21 protein-coding genes are annotated in these 16,803 nt (G+C 48.8%); 19 read left to right on the forward strand and 2 right to left on the reverse strand.

The features are described from left to right. Positions 1-2: 2 nt before the first annotated feature. Together BLR88_RS15655 and efp are read left to right on the forward strand one after the other, a co-directional pair. The gene (locus BLR88_RS15655; protein WP_057898239.1) at positions 3-1,073 is read left to right on the forward strand and encodes a M24 family metallopeptidase; all 1,071 of its coding nucleotides are present in this window, start codon (positions 3-5) and stop codon (positions 1,071-1,073) included. 64 nt (positions 1,074-1,137) lie between these two features. Continuing rightward, positions 1,138-1,695, forward strand: coding sequence for an elongation factor P (gene efp, locus BLR88_RS15660; protein WP_057898240.1), 558 nt, complete (start codon positions 1,138-1,140; stop codon positions 1,693-1,695). 83 nt (positions 1,696-1,778) lie between these two features. Here the strand turns inward: efp and BLR88_RS15665 are convergent, their stop codons facing one another. Beyond that, positions 1,779-3,077, reverse strand: a complete 1,299-nt coding sequence (locus BLR88_RS15665; RefSeq protein ID WP_057898241.1) for an MFS transporter — start codon at positions 3,075-3,077, stop codon at positions 1,779-1,781. Next, positions 3,056-3,859 carry an alpha/beta fold hydrolase gene (locus BLR88_RS15670; RefSeq protein WP_057898242.1) on the reverse strand — a complete coding sequence of 268 codons (804 nt, stop codon included), beginning with the start codon at positions 3,857-3,859 and terminating at the stop codon, positions 3,056-3,058. Before BLR88_RS15670 ends, BLR88_RS15665 begins: the two co-directional genes overlap by 22 nt. A gap of 169 nt (positions 3,860-4,028) precedes the next feature. Here BLR88_RS15670 and spoIIIAA point away from each other — a divergent pair, with 169 nt between their 5' ends. The 17 genes from spoIIIAA (at position 4,029) to xseA (ending at position 16,762) form a co-directional block, all read left to right on the forward strand. After that, positions 4,029-4,970 (forward strand): stage III sporulation protein AA, encoded by a 942-nt coding sequence (spoIIIAA, locus tag BLR88_RS15675; RefSeq protein ID WP_091261139.1) that lies wholly within the window; start codon positions 4,029-4,031, stop codon positions 4,968-4,970. Between the two features lie 5 nt (positions 4,971-4,975). Continuing rightward, positions 4,976-5,494: a stage III sporulation protein SpoIIIAB gene (gene spoIIIAB, locus BLR88_RS15680; protein WP_057898244.1), complete on the forward strand. Its 519-nt coding sequence runs from the start codon at positions 4,976-4,978 to the stop codon at positions 5,492-5,494. Between the two features lie 12 nt (positions 5,495-5,506). Further along, a complete protein-coding gene (gene spoIIIAC, locus BLR88_RS15685) occupies positions 5,507-5,710 on the forward strand; it encodes a stage III sporulation protein AC (protein WP_057898245.1) in 204 nt (67 codons plus the stop codon). Between the two features lie 12 nt (positions 5,711-5,722). Continuing rightward, on the forward strand, positions 5,723-6,112 hold the full coding sequence (gene spoIIIAD / locus BLR88_RS15690) for a stage III sporulation protein AD (protein ID WP_091261140.1): 390 nt from the start codon (positions 5,723-5,725) through the stop codon (positions 6,110-6,112). A gap of 17 nt (positions 6,113-6,129) precedes the next feature. Continuing rightward, positions 6,130-7,329, forward strand: coding sequence for a stage III sporulation protein AE (gene spoIIIAE / locus BLR88_RS15695; RefSeq protein ID WP_409359911.1), 1,200 nt, complete (start codon positions 6,130-6,132; stop codon positions 7,327-7,329). A 13-nt stretch (positions 7,330-7,342) separates the two neighbouring features. After that, the gene (spoIIIAF, locus tag BLR88_RS15700; RefSeq protein WP_057898247.1) at positions 7,343-8,023 is read left to right on the forward strand and encodes a stage III sporulation protein AF; all 681 of its coding nucleotides are present in this window, start codon (positions 7,343-7,345) and stop codon (positions 8,021-8,023) included. Position 8,024: 1 nt separating this feature from the next. After that, the gene (gene spoIIIAG / locus BLR88_RS15705) at positions 8,025-8,609 is read left to right on the forward strand and encodes a stage III sporulation protein AG (RefSeq protein WP_057898248.1); all 585 of its coding nucleotides are present in this window, start codon (positions 8,025-8,027) and stop codon (positions 8,607-8,609) included. Positions 8,610-8,621: 12 nt separating this feature from the next. Further along, a complete protein-coding gene (locus BLR88_RS15710) occupies positions 8,622-9,218 on the forward strand; it encodes a SpoIIIAH-like family protein (RefSeq protein ID WP_057898249.1) in 597 nt (198 codons plus the stop codon). 242 nt (positions 9,219-9,460) lie between these two features. Next, positions 9,461-9,991: an acetyl-CoA carboxylase biotin carboxyl carrier protein gene (gene accB, locus BLR88_RS15715; RefSeq protein WP_057898250.1), complete on the forward strand. Its 531-nt coding sequence runs from the start codon at positions 9,461-9,463 to the stop codon at positions 9,989-9,991. A gap of 12 nt (positions 9,992-10,003) precedes the next feature. Beyond that, positions 10,004-11,356, forward strand: coding sequence for an acetyl-CoA carboxylase biotin carboxylase subunit (gene accC, locus BLR88_RS15720; protein ID WP_057898251.1), 1,353 nt, complete (start codon positions 10,004-10,006; stop codon positions 11,354-11,356). A gap of 91 nt (positions 11,357-11,447) precedes the next feature. Further along, positions 11,448-11,864 carry an Asp23/Gls24 family envelope stress response protein gene (locus BLR88_RS15725; RefSeq protein WP_057900269.1) on the forward strand — a complete coding sequence of 139 codons (417 nt, stop codon included), beginning with the start codon at positions 11,448-11,450 and terminating at the stop codon, positions 11,862-11,864. Positions 11,865-11,903: 39 nt separating this feature from the next. Next, positions 11,904-12,470, forward strand: a complete 567-nt coding sequence (gene amaP / locus BLR88_RS15730; RefSeq protein ID WP_091261142.1) for an alkaline shock response membrane anchor protein AmaP — start codon at positions 11,904-11,906, stop codon at positions 12,468-12,470. Between the two features lie 10 nt (positions 12,471-12,480). Then, positions 12,481-12,699 (forward strand): DUF2273 domain-containing protein, encoded by a 219-nt coding sequence (locus tag BLR88_RS15735; protein WP_057898253.1) that lies wholly within the window; start codon positions 12,481-12,483, stop codon positions 12,697-12,699. 252 nt (positions 12,700-12,951) lie between these two features. Further along, positions 12,952-13,386, forward strand: a complete 435-nt coding sequence (gene nusB / locus BLR88_RS15740) for a transcription antitermination factor NusB (RefSeq protein ID WP_057898254.1) — start codon at positions 12,952-12,954, stop codon at positions 13,384-13,386. Continuing rightward, positions 13,387-14,370, forward strand: coding sequence for a tRNA (adenosine(37)-N6)-threonylcarbamoyltransferase complex transferase subunit TsaD (locus BLR88_RS15745; protein ID WP_091261144.1), 984 nt, complete (start codon positions 13,387-13,389; stop codon positions 14,368-14,370). A gap of 113 nt (positions 14,371-14,483) precedes the next feature. Continuing rightward, the gene (gene folD / locus BLR88_RS15750; RefSeq protein ID WP_057898256.1) at positions 14,484-15,350 is read left to right on the forward strand and encodes a bifunctional methylenetetrahydrofolate dehydrogenase/methenyltetrahydrofolate cyclohydrolase FolD; all 867 of its coding nucleotides are present in this window, start codon (positions 14,484-14,486) and stop codon (positions 15,348-15,350) included. A 20-nt stretch (positions 15,351-15,370) separates the two neighbouring features. After that, positions 15,371-16,762, forward strand: a complete 1,392-nt coding sequence (gene xseA, locus BLR88_RS15755) for an exodeoxyribonuclease VII large subunit (protein WP_091261146.1) — start codon at positions 15,371-15,373, stop codon at positions 16,760-16,762. Positions 16,763-16,803 lie beyond the last annotated feature (41 nt).

A 16,803-nucleotide genomic window follows, 5' to 3' on the forward strand; every position in this document is an offset into this window, starting at 1 on the left:
AAATGGAAACAAGGTTACAAATGATTCGTTCCGGCATGCAGGAGCAGGAGCTGGATGGAATGTTGATCACAAACGGATACAACCGTCGGTATGTGTCCGGCTTTACCGGCTCTTCCGGCTGCTGTCTTCTGACAATGGAAGCTGCCGATTTAATTACTGACTTTCGTTATGTGGAACAGGCGACGAAACAGGCCCCTTTCTTTGAAATTGTGCGCCATCAAGCGGATATGTTGGATATGGCAGTCAATCGGGCGAAGCATCACGGCGTAAGAAGGCTTGGCTTCGAGAAACATCATCTCACATATGCTCTTTTTCAGCGCTTGGAAGAGTGGGCCGGGGATATTGAACTGGTGCCTGTCGCCGGGATTGTAGAAGAAGCGAGACTCATGAAAACGCCGGAAGAAGTGCAGATTATTAAAGAAGCAGCAGAAATTGCCGATAAAGCGTTTTCGCATATTCTCACATATATAAGGCCCGGTATGAAGGAACTTGAGGTAGCAAATGAGCTGGAATTTTATATGCGTTCCCTCGGCGCTTCCGGTTCATCATTTGACATTATTGTTGCCTCCGGCATCCGCTCTGCGTTGCCGCACGGAGTCGCTTCTGATAAAGTGATCGAGGACGGTGACATGGTAACGCTTGACTTCGGGGCGTACTACAAAGGATACTGTTCCGATATTACCCGCACCATTGCCGTGGGGGAGCCGGGAAAGAAAATGCGGGAAATTTATGACATTGTTTTGCGCGCCCAACTGAACGGCGTACAGAATATTAGGCCTGGCATGACCGGCAAGGAAGCGGATGCGCTGACGCGTGATATTATCGCCGCGGCGGGATATGGCTCGATGTTTGGTCACAGTACCGGTCACGGTCTTGGTTTGGAAGTGCACGAAGGACCGACTCTTTCGGCGCGCGGAGATCGGCCGCTTGCACCCGGGATGGTTGTAACGATCGAACCAGGCATTTATTTAGAGGGCATGGGTGGTGTCCGTATCGAAGATGATGTGCTCATTACCGGGGACGGCTGCGAGATTCTTACAAAATCTCCGAAGGAACTGCTTGTTATCCAGTAGGGGGATTGTGTTATAATTTGAAAGTTAGGAAACAAGAAATAACTGGCTTGTAGGAGGTTTATGCATGATTTCAGTAAACGACTTGCGCCCGGGCATCACCATCGAGCATGACGGAGCGATTTATTCTGTTATTGAATTCCAACACGTAAAACCTGGTAAAGGGGCTGCGTTCGTCCGCACGAAGCTGCGCAACCTGCGCAATGGTTCCATTAAGGAAATGACGTTTCGCGCTGGCGAAAAAGTAGCGAAGGCGAGAATCGAAACGAAAGAAATGCAATATCTGTACGCTTCCGGCGATGAGCACGTATTTATGGATATGCAAACATATGATCAAATCAGTCTGCCAACGAGCCAAATCGAGCATGAGCTGAAGTTTTTGCTGGAAAACATGATCGTGAATATCGTCATGTTCGAAGGTGAAATCCTCGGTGTGCAAGTGCCGAATACGGTGGAACTGGAAGTTGTGGACACGGAACCGGGCATTAAAGGCGATACAGCGTCAGGGGGTACGAAACCGGCTACCATGCAAACCGGTCTTGTGGTACAAGTTCCGTTCTTCGTAAACGTAGGAGACAAACTGGTTATCGATACCCGCACAGGAGAATACGTATCCCGCGCGTAAGCGGAAACATAGAGAAAGCCCACTGTTTATAACGGTGGGCTTTTGCTTTTGGGCAGCATTCTATTGTACTGGTGCTCTTTCTTTTATGCTGGATCTTCTGAAGCCTGTGGCAAAGTATGCAAAATCAGACGGGAGTGGCCTCGCTTGCTTTGGATTTTTCTCGGGCGGCGGAGCAGTCTTGCTGCGAACAGCGCAAGCAAAAAACAGGCCCCTCCCGTTCCCCAGAACAGTAAAAGCGGGTGGCTAGGTAAAGCGCCGAATGCCGCGGGACCTGCCGCGATTCCAAGAAAGCGTACGCTGCTGTAGAGCGAAGTAACAATACCCCGCTCCGCCTTGCCGACGGCGGAGGTAATAAGGATATTGAGCGAAGGTAAAACCAATCCGCTGCCGATGCCGGAAACAAACAGCAAAGCGATTACGACAAATGGCTGCCCGATAAACGGGAGCAGGAGGCAGACGCTTCCTAAAAGACAGGTACCTAAAATAAGGAACATTTTAATGGTGGATGGATGGCGTTCGATCGCGTTTCCGGCCCAGGCGGAAACGAGAGTCAGCGAAAGAAGCGGAAGCGCAAGATACAGGCCGCGCACGATGCCGGAGAAAGTTGTGCGTGTATCAAGCATTTCTGCGAGAAAGAATAGAGCTCCGAACAGAAAAAACATGTGGCCAGCCCCAAGCAAAAAACTCAGAGTAAGCCAGCGGCCCTGTTTTTGAAAAATGCGCAGTATGTCTTGTTTATATTGTGCAGGCGAAGGCTGGGCCTCCGGTTTTTTTTCATCGACCCAGCGCGCGATCGCCCAGAGCACAGGTGCAATCATGAATGGAAATGCGAAGAAAATCATATACCAGGCGATAAGTGCCAGAAGCGAACCGAGAATTGGACTTAGTACTTTTCCGAGCCCATTCGCTGATTCGATAATGCCGAACGCTCGGCCGCGATGTTCGGGCGGATACAAATCGCCGATAAGCGCCATGGCAATGGGGGCCGTTCCCGCTGCGCCAATTCCTTGGATGATACGCCCGGCTATAATCCAGGGATATGGCTCGGCAAAAAATAGCGCCGAACCTCCGGCAATAAGGCCGCCCGTGCCATAAAGCGCCAGTGCCGTAAGAATAATTTTTTTTCTTCCTATCCGATCGGATAAAAGGCCTGCCAGTGGAATGATCATGCCGGCTGGCACAGAAAACAGCGTGATTAACAAGCCGCTTTCCAGAGCGCTTAAGTCATACTCGTTTGCTATGGCGGGCAATACGGGAATGAGCATAGAATTACCGAGTACCATAATAAGCGGTACAAGGCTTAAAGCGAACAGCACCCTACCGGGCGGTGCGGTATTCCGCGTATTTTGAGCTGGCAATTCTACTCCACGGTTTTTCCGCATTGCATTCCCTCTCCAGTCAGAAAATCTTCCACAAGCATGTTGAATACTTGACACGCTTTTGTCGGGCAAGCGTGCGATGTCTTGGGGATAAGGCAGACCTCGGCTTGGGGTAATGAAGTAAGCATCATATGCCGATATTTCCTCATGTACCATTCATTCCCCCCGTAAATCAATAATGTCGGAATGTTTACCTTTGGCAGAAACGAAGTCAGATTACATGTAACGAGCGCGCGTAAAAGCACAAGCATTTCCGAACGACGCGCTTTTAATGCTTCATTCATGAATAGATCAACTTGTCGGCTGGTTGCTCCGTTAGCCTGAGCCACTTTGCGCGCTTCGTATCGAGAAGCGTGAAGCAGTGTAAGTAAGTAGGAGGCTCCAACTTTCGTATACATATAGGCATCGCTTAAGCATGGAAAGGCTCCGGTTAGGACAGCACGTTCGCACATATGGCTAAAATCGCGCAAAAAGTGAAGCAGCACCAGGGTTCCAGTTGAATATGCGACGAAATGGGCTTTTTGGATGCCTAAATGTTCGAGCATCAGCTGCAAATCACGGCTTAACACCTCAAGATACGTTTCTGGCGCTTGCCTGTGCGAAATCCCGCTGCGTCCATGACCGCGCATATCGTATGTGATAACGCGGAACTTTTTGGAGAAATGCTGAATTTGCCCGCGCCAATTCGCGTGGGAAAGACCCATTCCGTGGAGGAAGACCACGGGAAATCCCCTTCCTTCTTCTTCGTAATAGAGCGGTACGTTTTGGATATTGAGATGAGGCATGTGTAAACACCTCCCTTTTCTGCAAGCATGCATAGTGTGCCCGAAACAGGGCGCAGGTACTCTTATTTGTCCTTCATTTCATTTCCAACTCTAATCTTCTTAGGCATAAAGTGTCCAGGCTTCCCATATGAATGTGATAAGTAGATAGGACAAAGGGGAGAGTCAGGTGATGGAAGAGGTTCTTCGCATGTTGCCCGACAGCTTGCGTGTAAAGCTTAAGAATCTTTCGTGGAAGGATATAGAACAAATGGAAGAGATTCGGCTGCGCGTAGGCCGCCCCATTGAATATGTGGGGGGAGGTGCCTCCTGGTTTATAAGCGGGCAGGGAGGAGGCACAAGACGGGCCGAGGAAGCGCTAACGTTTACGAAAGAAGAGGGTATGCAACTGTTAAGCAGATTGAGTCATCATTCAGTTTACATGATGGAGGAAGAAATGCGGCGCGGCTATATCACCGTCCAGGGTGGACACAGGGTAGGGCTATCTGGAAAAGTGGTGCTGGAAAACGGGAGAGTGAAACTTATTCGGGACGTTACCAGCTTTAACATCCGGTTTGCCCGTGAAAAAAGAGGGGTGGCGGATGGTGTGCTGCCGCTTCTGGTAGAAGGGGGACAGTTAAAAAACACGCTCGTTATTTCCCCGCCCCAGTGCGGCAAGACAACCTTACTTCGCGATTTGGCCCGACAGATAAGCTATGGCTCAAAAGAAATGGCTGGAAAAAAGGTGTCCATTGTGGACGAACGTTCCGAAATTGCCGGGTGTGTGGCTGGTGTACCACAAAAAGACGTCGGCCCGCGCACGGATGTACTGGATGCTTGTCCGAAGGCGGAAGGCATGATGATGATGATTCGTTCGATGTCGCCTGAAGTGTTGATTACAGACGAAATCGGGCGTCCAGAAGATGGATACGCGCTTGAGGAGGCGATACATGCCGGGATTACGGTCATCGCCAGCGTGCATGGTCGCGATTTAAAAGATATTATGCGGCGTCCTACGCTTTCTCGGATTTTGCAAGCGGGCGTCTTTCAGCGTTATCTTGTGCTTTCCCGACGTCCGAAAGTGGGAACGGTAGCAGGTGTGTATAATGAGCATTTCACCGAGTGCCGGAGGTGAGAAAAATGCTTAAACTGATTGGCGCTTCGCTTGTTATTTTCGCCGGGACGTTTATTGGTATGCAACTGGGGAGCTATTTGGCCCACCGCCCGTTGCAAATTCGCCAGCTGCGTGCCGGACTAACATTGTTGGAGACCGAGATCGTGTACGGCTCTCGTCCGTTGCTGGAGGCGCTTGCTTCCATTTCGCGCCGCTTGACGGGAGATGTCGCCCGCTTGTTCGCGCGCGCGGCGGAATTGAGTGCGGAAGAGCCGGATTTAGCGGCGAGTGAGTGCTGGCACCAAGCCGTGCAGTATGTATGGAGAGATACAGCCATGAAGGAACCGGAGAAAGAGATTTTGTTGCAGCTTGGCTCCGTTCTTGGTCAGAGCGATCGTGAGGATCAGCAGAAACATCTTAAACTTGCGCTCGCCAATCTGGAACATGAAGAAATGAACGCCCGGGATAATCAGAGGCGCTACGAAAAAATGTGCCGGAGCTTGGGGGTGTTGAGTGGGATTTTGATCGTCATTTTACTCTATTGAGAGGTGGAGGACATGGCATATGACGTAAACGCCATTTTTCAGATTGCCGGCATCGGAATTATCATCGCTATGATTCATACCGTGCTGAAACAGTCAGGCAAGGATGATTGGGCGCAATGGGTCACGCTGATCGGGTTCATTGTCGTATTATTTATGGTAGCTTCATTTATTAACGATCTGTTTCAGGAAATTAAACGAGTTTTCTTATTCCAGTAAGGGGACGATCGCATGGATATTATCCAGATTGTCGGGCTGGGAATTGTCGCCACCATTTTGAGCCTTGTGGTTAAGGAACAGAAGCCGATGTTTTCGTTTATTCTTGCAACATTTACCGGGGTTGTTATTTTTCTGTTTCTTATCGGCAAAATTTCTGATGTTATCCGGGTGCTGGAAGGGATCGCGATGCAGGCTCATGTAAACATTGTTTATCTGGATACGATTCTAAAAATTATCGGCATTGCTTATATCGCTGAATTCGGAGCGCAGGTTACGAGGGATGCTGGCCAGGGCGCGATCGCATCGAAAATTGAATTGGCCGGCAAAATTCTGATTATGGTGCTGGCGATTCCGATTCTTTCCGTCATTGTCGAAACGATTGTCCAGCTACTTCCGTCATAAAAAGGTTGTGAGAAAGAATGAAACAGAAACGGTCGCGGTTTGGTTTTTACATGGCATTGCTGCTGTTTTCGTTGCTTTTGTGGCGACCCGTACACGCGGCGGAAGCCACGTCCCCGGTATCGTCGCCGCAGGACACGATTGTCCAAAGTCAGCTGGAGCGGCTCGACACGAAAGAAATTGAGGCATTCTGGCAAAAGGTGCTCGAAAAATACGGCGGATATCTGCCAGAAAGCGACGGCCGGAGCCTGTTTGAAATGGTGACAGGAGAGAAAGGATTTAGTTTTACCGAAGTGATGAAAGGATTTGGGGCATTTTTGTTTCATGAATTGCTGATCAACGGCAAGCTGCTTGGGGCTATTCTCATTATTACCGTGTTCGCGATGGTGTTGGAAACGTTGCAAACCGCATTTGAAAAAAATACAGTCAGCATGGTCGCGTACGCGATTTCCTATATGGTACTAATCATTCTTGCAGTCAATAGCTTCCGGGTGGCGGTTGATTTTGCTCAGGGCGCCATCCAAGATATGGTAGGATTCATGCTGGCGCTTATGCCGCTTGTACTTGTGCTTCTGGCATCGACAGGAGGGATCACTTCGGCGGCTTTATTCCATCCGATGGTTGTATTTTTGGTGAATACAAGCGGCACGCTTATTTCCACTATTGTGTTTCCACTTCTGTTTCTTTCGGCGATTTTAAGCATTGTAAGCTCGTTTTCCGTCAAGTATCAATTGACGAAGCTTGCGCAGTTGTTGCGGACGGTGAGCCTGGGGGTGATGGGAAGTTTTCTGACGATTTTTCTCGCCGTGCTTTCATTGCAGGGTGCGACGGCGGCGGTTGCTGATGGGATCGCCATTCGCACCGCCAAATATGTTGCTGGAAATTTTATTCCGGTAGTTGGCCGGGTGTTTGCGGATGCGGCGGATACCGTAGTGGGCGCATCGCTGCTCGTCAAAAATACGGTGGGGATAGCCGGCGTGCTTATTCTGCTTTTCCTTGTCGCGTTTCCAAGCTTAAAAATTTTAATGCTTGCTCTCATTTATCACTTATCTTCGGCGGTGATGCAGCCGCTTGGCAACAGTCCGGTGTTATCTTGCCTTGGCATCATCGGAAAGAACTTGCTTTACATCTTCGGAGCGTTGGCGACGGTCAGCCTAATGTTTTTTCTGGCGATCATGATCATAATTTCGGCGGCTAACGTTTCGGTTATGATGCGGTAAGGGGGAAACACAGATGATGGCGATGCTTGTTCTTTGGCTGAAAAAACTCATTCTTCTTGTGCTTTTGGCTACGTTTCTTGATTTGCTTCTTCCAAGCAGCGCGTACAGCAAGTACGTAAAATTAGCAATGGGTCTAATTATCTTGCTAGCTTTGCTGTCGCCTATTCTTGACTTATTTCATAAGGATATTTCGCTGACACAACTGTCGTTTACCGCAGGGGAAGCCGGGAAAGGAGCGCCCGACTTTGCCAGAATCGAAGCGTTGGCCAAAAGATTAGCAGCAGACAATGATGAACAGGCGAATCGTTATGTAGAGCAACAGATCGGCGCACTCATCAAAAAGCAGATTGAGGCCCAGCACGGAGTGAAGGTAGAAACGGTGGATGTGCATGTGCATCCAGACGGACAAAAAGCAAAGCAGCCAATCGAACGCATCTCTATCATCGTAGCGTTGGATAAGCCCAGGGAAACGGGTACACAGGAACAAGGGCTTGGTATCGAGCCGATGAAGCCTGTAAAAATCGATATCTCGCTAGGGGCTAAGCCGAACTCTTCCACAAATGATAAACCGGTTGCTGCAACCACTGAACAATCGCATATGGAAAAAAGCATTACGACCACGATTTCAAATGCGTGGAATGTTCCTGAAAGCACGGTGCTCGTAACCTGGCGAAACACCGGAGAGGAGGGATAAAGTGAGCAAAGACGGAAAAGGAAAGCTGGGTACGTTGCAGTGGCTTGTAGTTGCAGGCGCATTAGGCGTTGCATTCCTGCTGTCCAGTTCATTTCTGGAGCTTGATAAACAGAAGACGAATCATGATTCTCCGCCGGCACAGCAAGAGGCACCAGCGTTCATACAGCAAAAGCGTGAATCATACACGATGGGTGAATACGAAGAGATGTATGAGAAGAAGCTCAAAGAAGTATTGCAGAACATTACCGGCGTTGGAGAAGTATCTGTGATGGTCAATTTGGAATCAACAGAGGAAATCGTCGTAGAGAAAAATCGGAATAGCCAGACACAAACGACAAGAGAAGCTGACAAAGGTGCTACTCGCGATATCAACAATGAATCGACCCAGGAGCAAGTCGTAACAATGAAGGATGATGCCGGCGAACAGCCGATCGTTACGAAAACGGTAAAACCGAAAGTGCGCGGCGTCGTTATCGTTGCCGCCGGAGCGGAAAATCTACAGGTAAAGGCATGGATTATGGAGGCGGTACAAAAAGTTCTTGCTGTTCCTTCCTATAAAATCTCTATTTTACCAAAAAAAGCTTAAGGAGGCTGAAGCATGGTGTTGAAAAAACAAACGGTATGGTTACTGTCAATGCTTGCCGTTCTTGTCGTGTTATCTGCTTATTATCTGGTGCAGGGTTCTTCCGGGCAGGTTCAGGTGGCGACCGGCAACATGAGCGATACATCCAAGGTGCCTCAATCTTCGCTGGCGACCGATGTTAAGACAGATATGAAAGGGGTAAGTGTAGAGACGAAACAAGTGGCGCCCAAGCCGGAAGGTATGCCGGTCACTACACCTTCGGATGACTATTTCATCGGATATAAAATGCAGCGCGATGCTCAGCAGGAACAGGAGATGGGTCGGTTTATGGAAGTGATGACGAACGGCGACGCGAACCCGAAAGCCATTGCTGAGGCGAAGAAAAAATTAGAAGAGTTAGCCGCGCTCAAGGATAATCAGACTCAGGTAGAAGAGCTTGTGAAGTCTCTCGGCAGCTTTAAAGACGTCGTTGTTATCGCTAAAGACGACATGGTTCGTGTTGTTGTGCAAGCTGAAACATTGAAAAAGGACAAAGTAGTCGAAATTATTAATGTTGTAAAGCAACATATGAAGGTGCCAGGAAACAATATTGTGGTTAGTTACAAGCCATAGGGTAAAATACGAGCGCGCAGAAAGCCAGGCCTGCGCTCCTTAGGAAATGTCCAACGTAATGGGAAGGAGCCGCCTGGCGTTTTGCGCGCAGGTAGTTTTGCCAAGAGAATGATCCGGAGAAAAACACACAAAAATTGATAAATAATTCAGTAAAATGGTAACAAGAGGATTGCTTTGTGATATAATACATGATAGCGTTTTTACATACATAGAGCATATATTAAGTTAGGAGTGGACAAATTATGTTCAAAATTCATGAAATTAGAGAAATCATCAAACTGGTGGATCAGTCCTCTATCACCGAATTTAAAGTGGAAGAGGACGGAATGAAAGTTGTTATTAAGAAAGGTGGTTCTGCAAGCGTTTCCTATGTAGCGGTCGAATCGGCGCCACAAGCCGTTCCTGCACCTCAGGAAGTACCAGCTCCAGCGCCGCAAGCTGTTCCTCCTGTTCCGGCCCCGAAAACCGAGGAGGCTCCAGCGCCAGCTTCTCAGACAGCTCCGGTCGCGGCAGAACCAGTTGATGATACTGGTTTGCACAAAATCACATCGCCGATGGTAGGTACGTTCTATAAAGCGCCGGAGCCGGGTGCGTCTCCGTATGTGCAGGTAGGCGACAAAGTAAAAAATGATACGATCGTATGTATCGTGGAAGCAATGAAATTGTTCAACGAGATTGAAGCTGAAGTGACGGGCGAAATCGTGAAAGTGTTGGTAGAGGACGGTCAGCTTGTAGAATATGGACAACCTCTCTTCCTCGTGAAGCCGGAATAAAGGAGGGCTTCCATGTTTAAGAAAGTTTTGATCGCAAACCGTGGAGAGATTGCTGTCCGTGTCATTCGAGCCTGTCATGAATTGGGAATTCAGACGGTTGCCGTATATTCAACGGCGGATAAAGATGCGCTGCATGTGCGTTTGGCTGATGAAGCGTATTGCATAGGACCGACCGCGTCTAAAGACAGTTATTTAAATATGACGAATTTAATGAGCGTTGCGACGAAAGCTGGCGTAGACGCAATTCATCCTGGCTATGGGTTTCTTGCGGAAAACGCGGATTTTGCTGAAATTTGTGCCGCATGCAATATTACGTTTATCGGCCCTGATCCGCAGGCGATTGTAAAGATGGGAGACAAAAACGTTGCGCGTGAGACGATGAAAAACGCCGGCGTTCCGATTGTTCCAGGTTCTGACGGGTTAATTGAAGATATCGAGGAGGCGGTTCGCGTCGCTGAGGAGGCCGGCTATCCGGTGATTATTAAGGCGACGGCAGGTGGCGGAGGAAAAGGCATGCGCGTGGCACGTTCCAAAGAAGAATTGATCGCGTCCGTTCGCCAGGCACAACAGGAAGCAAAAAGTGCGTTCGGAAATCCGGGCGTATATCTTGAAAAATATTTAGAAGATACACGCCATATCGAGATTCAGATTATGGCGGATAAACATGGAAATGTATGCCATTTAGGGGAGCGTGATTGCTCTATTCAGCGCCGTCACCAAAAACTTGTTGAAGAGGCGCCATCCCCGGCATTGGACGAAGAAACGCGCCAACAGATGGGAAGCGCAGCGGTAGCGGCAGCGAAAGCTGTCAATTACCATGGTGCCGGCACAGTCGAGTTTCTGCTGGACAAAGATGGTCGATTCTACTTCATGGAAATGAATACGCGCATTCAGGTAGAACATCCGGTAACAGAGCTTATTACCGGTATTGATCTGATTAAAGAGCAGATTATGGTGGCCGCGGGATACCCTCTGTCTTTCAAACAGGAAGATGTTAAAATTAACGGTTGGGCAATAGAATGCCGTATTAACGCAGAAAATCCTGCCAAGAAATTTATGCCTTCTCCGGGAACTATCAAGTTTTATTTGCCGCCGGGCGGTTTTGGCGTACGCGTGGACAGCGCAGTGTATCAAGGATATCAGATTACGCCATTTTATGATTCGATGGTGGCAAAAATTATCACCTGGGGCAAAGATAGAAACGATGCGATTCAGCGCATGAAGCGGGCATTGTCCGAGATGGTGATCGAAGGTGTGCATACAACCGTACCGTTCCATCTTAAGCTGCTTGAGCATGAAATGTTCGTGGAAGGGAACTTTAATACAAAATTTCTGGAGACATACGACCTAAAAATCAAAGAATAATGACTAGATCCGATACCTTCTTCAAAAGGCGCAAATTGTATTCTTTGGTATACGTTTGCTATAATAAGCAAAGAAGCGCACTTTGGAGGAGGTGTTATTTTTGGATACTGGTATCGAATTTTCACAATTGGAGTTAGGGAAAATCGAAATCGCGCCTGAAGTTATTGAGGTCATTGCCCACATGGCAAGCGCTGAAGTGCCTGGAGTCGCGGGATTGAGCAGCGGTATCGTTAGCGACTTTGTTGAACGTCTGGGGCGCAAGAGCAGCCGTGGAGTACGGGTTGACATTAAAGAAAAAGAGGCAACCATTGATCTTTATATCATTGTAGAATACGGACAGCAGATTCCGGATGTGGCATACAAAGTACAAGAAAATGTGCGCGAGTCCATTCAGAATATGACGGGTCTTGTGGTCACGCAGGTAAATGTGCATATTGTCGATGTTCAGCTAAAGCAGGAGAAAGAGAAAAAAGCACCTGGCACCGAAGAAGTTCACCGAGTTCGATAGGCGGATTTTGTGTAAGATTTCGTTGCTAGGAGGGCGCCTGTGAATTTATTTGACCGTTTTATTTTGACGTTATACAGTCTTGCGCTTGTTGTCATTTCGTTGTTTGTCATGGCGGCGGGCCTGAATCTCATTTCGTCTGATTATATCACAGACACAATTAATGAAATTTATTCTTCGTCCGAAGTGGGGCTTGCCTATTTCGCCGCGGCAGCTATCTTCCTTTTAATCAGCTTGAAATTTCTGTTCACGAGCGTGCGCGGTGAGGGTCGAGCGCGAACACCTGCTTCCGTGCACAACCCAACAGAATACGGGGACGTGCAGATTACGCTAGATACGATTGAAAGCATTGCTATGAATGCGGCGCGTCATATACGGGGCATCCGCGATTTGAAGGCGCATGTTCGCGCCGAAGAAAATCGGACTTCCATTCATGTCAAAGTAGCGGTGGATGGGGAAACACCAATTCCCGGCCTTGTAGAACAAGTGCAGCAAACCATTAAAGAGCGCGTGGAAACAATCGCCGGCCTCGGAATTTCCAAGGTGACGGTGCTTGTGTCTGAAGTGGCGCAGCCCGGGAGCGGAGCGCGCGTTCGACGCGTAGAATAGAGGGGAGCCTATGTTCTGGCAGTTTATTCTCGAAAACCGGGGAAAAGTGTTTGGCTTGGCAGCAGGGTTTATTTTCGGACTGCTGTTTTTATGGGTAGGTTTTTTCAAGACGCTTATATTCGCTGTATTTGTGGCAACGGGCTTTTATTTTGGCCGCAAATTTGACAATGAAGAAGATATAGGCGAAGTGCTTGATCGCATTCTTCCGGGAAGGTTTACGAAGCGTTAGCCATGCCCTCCGGACGAAGTTAAGTTTCAAGCTTATAGATTACAGAAAAAAGCGTCAAATTTCGTATGTGCGGGATTTGGCGCTTTTTGATGCCATGAAAAAAGAACACCAAGGTATTTCCAACATAGTAAGGATTTGATACACTCAGAGAATGGTTATTTGTCATGCAGGCAAACATATGCTATATAACTTTGACTGGGTGTATAATCGCTCTTACAGCTTTTTTAATACTTATTTAAAAGGTGGTAACAGATGAATCGACGCACATCCCGCGAAAAAGCGGTACAAGTATTGTTCTCAGTTGATATGACACAGGCAGAACCAAAACAGGTACTAGAAAATTTGCTTGAGGAAGACGAGGGACAAGCCGAACAGAAGGAGCGAAACATTGACTTTCTAACTGATCTGGTAGAAGGCACCATAGCCCATCAGGCTGAAATCGATCGGAAAATTAGCCAGTATTTGCGCGGATGGACCATTGGACGCTTGGCAAACGTGGATCGCGCGATTTTGCGCCTTGCCGGTTACGAAATGATGTACCGCGATGACATCCCAATAAAGGTAACATTGAATGAGGCGATTGAATTAGCCAAACGATACGGAACGGATGACTCTCCGAAGTTTATCAACGGCGTGCTGTCCAGCCTAGTGAAAGACTTGGAAAGAAGCGAGCAAAAAGGGTTGTAGCTGATGGATGTTGTGCTTGGAGTGGATACGAGCAACTATCGTACGTCGCTTTGTCTTGTAGATATGCAAGGCCGGATTGTCGCCGAGCAAAAAGAACTGCTGTCCGTGGAAGCAGGAGAGAGGGGACTTAAACAGTCAGAGGCGCTGTTCCAGCATGTGAAGCGTTTGCCGGAATTGGCTCGCAGGATGAATACGGAAGGGTGCCGGGTGGTGGCGATTGCTGTCAGCCGTTCCCCCCGTCCGGTGGAAGGCAGCTATATGCCGGTATTTCTGGCTGGCCAGATGGCGGCGGAGATGATGGCACACTTTTATCATGTTCCATTGTATTATACTTCGCACCAGGAAGGACATATCGCAGCAGGAGAATATACGCTGGCAGAGCCGATTTCCGCTGAAAAGTTTCTTGCTGTGCATCTGTCGGGGGGGACGAGCGAAGTGCTAAGTTGTACCCGTCTTCCAGGAGGATATGACATTGAATGCATCGGCGGCACACAAGATTTGCATGCGGGACAGTTGATCGACCGGATTGGCGTGGCGCTTGGCCTTCCATTTCCAGCAGGGCCATACTTGGAAGAAATGGCGCAAGAAGCAGAAGGGGAGGGCTTTTTTGTTCCGTCTTCGGTAACCGGCTATACGTTTAGCTTTTCGGGGCCTGAGGCGGCGCTTATGCGCGCGGTTCGGCAGGGGGTGCCTGCATCCCATATCGCTCGCGCGGCGGAGAAGTGCGTGGCGATTACGCTTGAAAAAGTGTTACGCAAGGCGGTGGAAGACGGATACCCGAAAGATATTTTGATTGTCGGGGGAGTTTCAGCAAATGCATACATCCGTAATCGCCTTACCAAGCGGCTTGAACACCCAGCGATAAAGGCGCGTCTTTATTTTGCCGATCCGGCGTACGCGGGGGACAACGCGTTCGGCGTAGCCCGGATCGGCCTGGCGAAATGGAAGTTACATAATAAAAACGAACATTTTTTTAAATTTTAGATGAATATTTCGTAATTTCCTTTGCTTTCTTTCTCCCAATTCGTTACACTTTAGGAAGAGAGCAAAAAGCTGAGCTTTTGTCTCATTTCTAATTGGACGGGAGGATTTGCAAAATGTCAGCACAGATTATCAGCGGCAAAGAAGTGGCTGCGGAAATCCGCGCCGCGCTGAGAGAAGAAGTTACGCAACTGAAAGAGCAGGGAATTCATCCGGGACTTGCGGTTATCTTAATCGGGGACGATCCTGCATCCCATTCGTACGTAAAAGGGAAAGAAAAGGCGTGCCAGGAAATTGGTATTTATTCGGAAGTTATCCGCCGCGAAGCTTCCATAACGCAAGAAGAATTGCTTAAAATGATCGAAGGATATAACAAAAACCCGAACATTCACGGGATTTTGGTTCAACTGCCGTTGCCGAAACATATTTCCGAAAAGGCGGTCATTGACGCCATCAGTCCGGAGAAAGACGTGGACGGCTTCACACCTGTCAACGTAGGAAATATGCTGATTGGGGATGAGTGTTATCTTCCATGTACGCCACACGGTATCATTGAATTGATTAAGCGTTCCGGGCGCGAGATGGAAGGCAAGCATGCGGTTGTTATCGGCCGCAGCAATATTGTCGGCAAACCGGTAGCTATGTTATTATTGCAGGAAAACGCAACGGTTACGATCGCCCATTCACGGACGCAGGATCTCGCGTCCATTACGCGACAGGCGGATATTCTCGTCGTCGCGGTCGGCCGGGCGGAACTCATTCGTGCTGAGCATGTGAAACCCGGCGCAGTCGTTATTGATGTGGGTGTGAATCGCAATGAGGTTGGCAAACTGGTCGGTGACGTTCACTTCGAGTCGGTGAAGGACGTGGCAAGCTTCTTGACACCTGTTCCAGGTGGCGTAGGGCCGATGACGATTACGATGCTGATGAAAAACACGGTAGATGCGGCCAAGAAGCTTGCACGTACCATGCAAAAGCAATAGGATACGGAAGGAAGATAACAGTGGGGGATACCCGGCAAATTTTTTCGGTAAAAGATTTGACACGCTACATTAAAGATACGTTTGATTTTGATGAAGTGCTGCAAAACGTATGGGTGCGGGGAGAGTTGTCCAATTTTGTCCACCATTCCCGTGGCCATATGTATTTTACAGTGAAAGATGAAGAATGCAGAATCAAAGGAGTTATGTTTGCCGGGTACAACCGGTATCTTAAGTTTGTTCCTAAAAACGGAACCCGGGTGCTTATCCGAGGTTCTGTTTCTGTGTATGAGAGGGATGGACAATACCAATTGTACGCCAAAGAAATGCAACCGGACGGCATTGGCAGCCTGTATATGGCGTATGAGCAATTGAAACAAAAGTTGGAAACAGAAGGGATGTTTGATGCGAAGCACAAAAAGCCTCTTCCGCTTTATCCGACGAAAGTTGGCATCATTACTTCCCCCACGGGTGCTGCGGTGCGTGACATTATTACGACGATCCGGCGCCGTTATCCGGTGGCGCACGTGCTGCTTTATCCGGTAGAAGTGCAGGGAGAGCATGCGGTACCGTCCATATGCCGCGCCATAGATGAAATGAATAAAAGGCACGATATTGATGTGCTGATTGTTGGGCGCGGTGGCGGTTCCATCGAAGAGTTATGGGCATTTAACGAGGAAGCGGTAGCCCGAAGCATTTTCCGTTCACAGATTCCGATTATTTCTGCAGTGGGGCATGAGACGGATTTTACGATTGCCGATTTTGCGGCGGATGTGCGGGCGGCTACACCGACCGCTGCCGCAGAGCTTGCGGTGCCGCATCTTCAGGAATTGCATCGTCAGCTTGAAACGCTTAAGGAAAGGATGGCTGTATCGCTTCGCTATAAAGTCGACCGCTTTCGTGAGCGCTTGGAACGGGTTCGGAATTCGTATGTACTACGTCAGCCTGACCGGCGCGTAATGCAGTGTGAACAGGAATTAGACCGATTGCAGGAACGGCTGGTGCGAGCCGTCAGACAATACGGAATGCAAAAGCGCGCTGAGTGGAAGGAGATGCATAGCCGCCTGCTTTCCCGGAGTCCGGTTGCAGCGGCCAAGCGCGCCCGAGAACGCGCGGAAAGCCAGTGGCAGCGGTTACAAAGGGTGATGCAGGTTTTGTTGCGCGAGCAGACACAGCGTCTTGACCGTCAGCTGGCCAGGCTGGACGCGTTAAGCCCGCTCAAGGTGATGCGGCGCGGGTATTCCCTTGTATTTAAAGAAGACGGGAGAAGATTGATAAAGAGTGTGAATGAAGCAACAACAGGCGAACAGGTGGCCGTTCGTTTGTCTGACGGGGTGCTGCAGTGCAAGGTAGAGGATAAGCATAAGTCCTGCGGTAATATGTCAAGTTCCTCAAACTACGAAATTGGAAATTAAGATGCCTCATTTATCGAAAAAAGGCAGCACTTAAAAAACCC

The organism is Aneurinibacillus thermoaerophilus, assembly GCF_900099925.1.
Lineage (GTDB): Bacteria > Bacillota > Bacilli > Aneurinibacillales > Aneurinibacillaceae > Aneurinibacillus > Aneurinibacillus thermoaerophilus.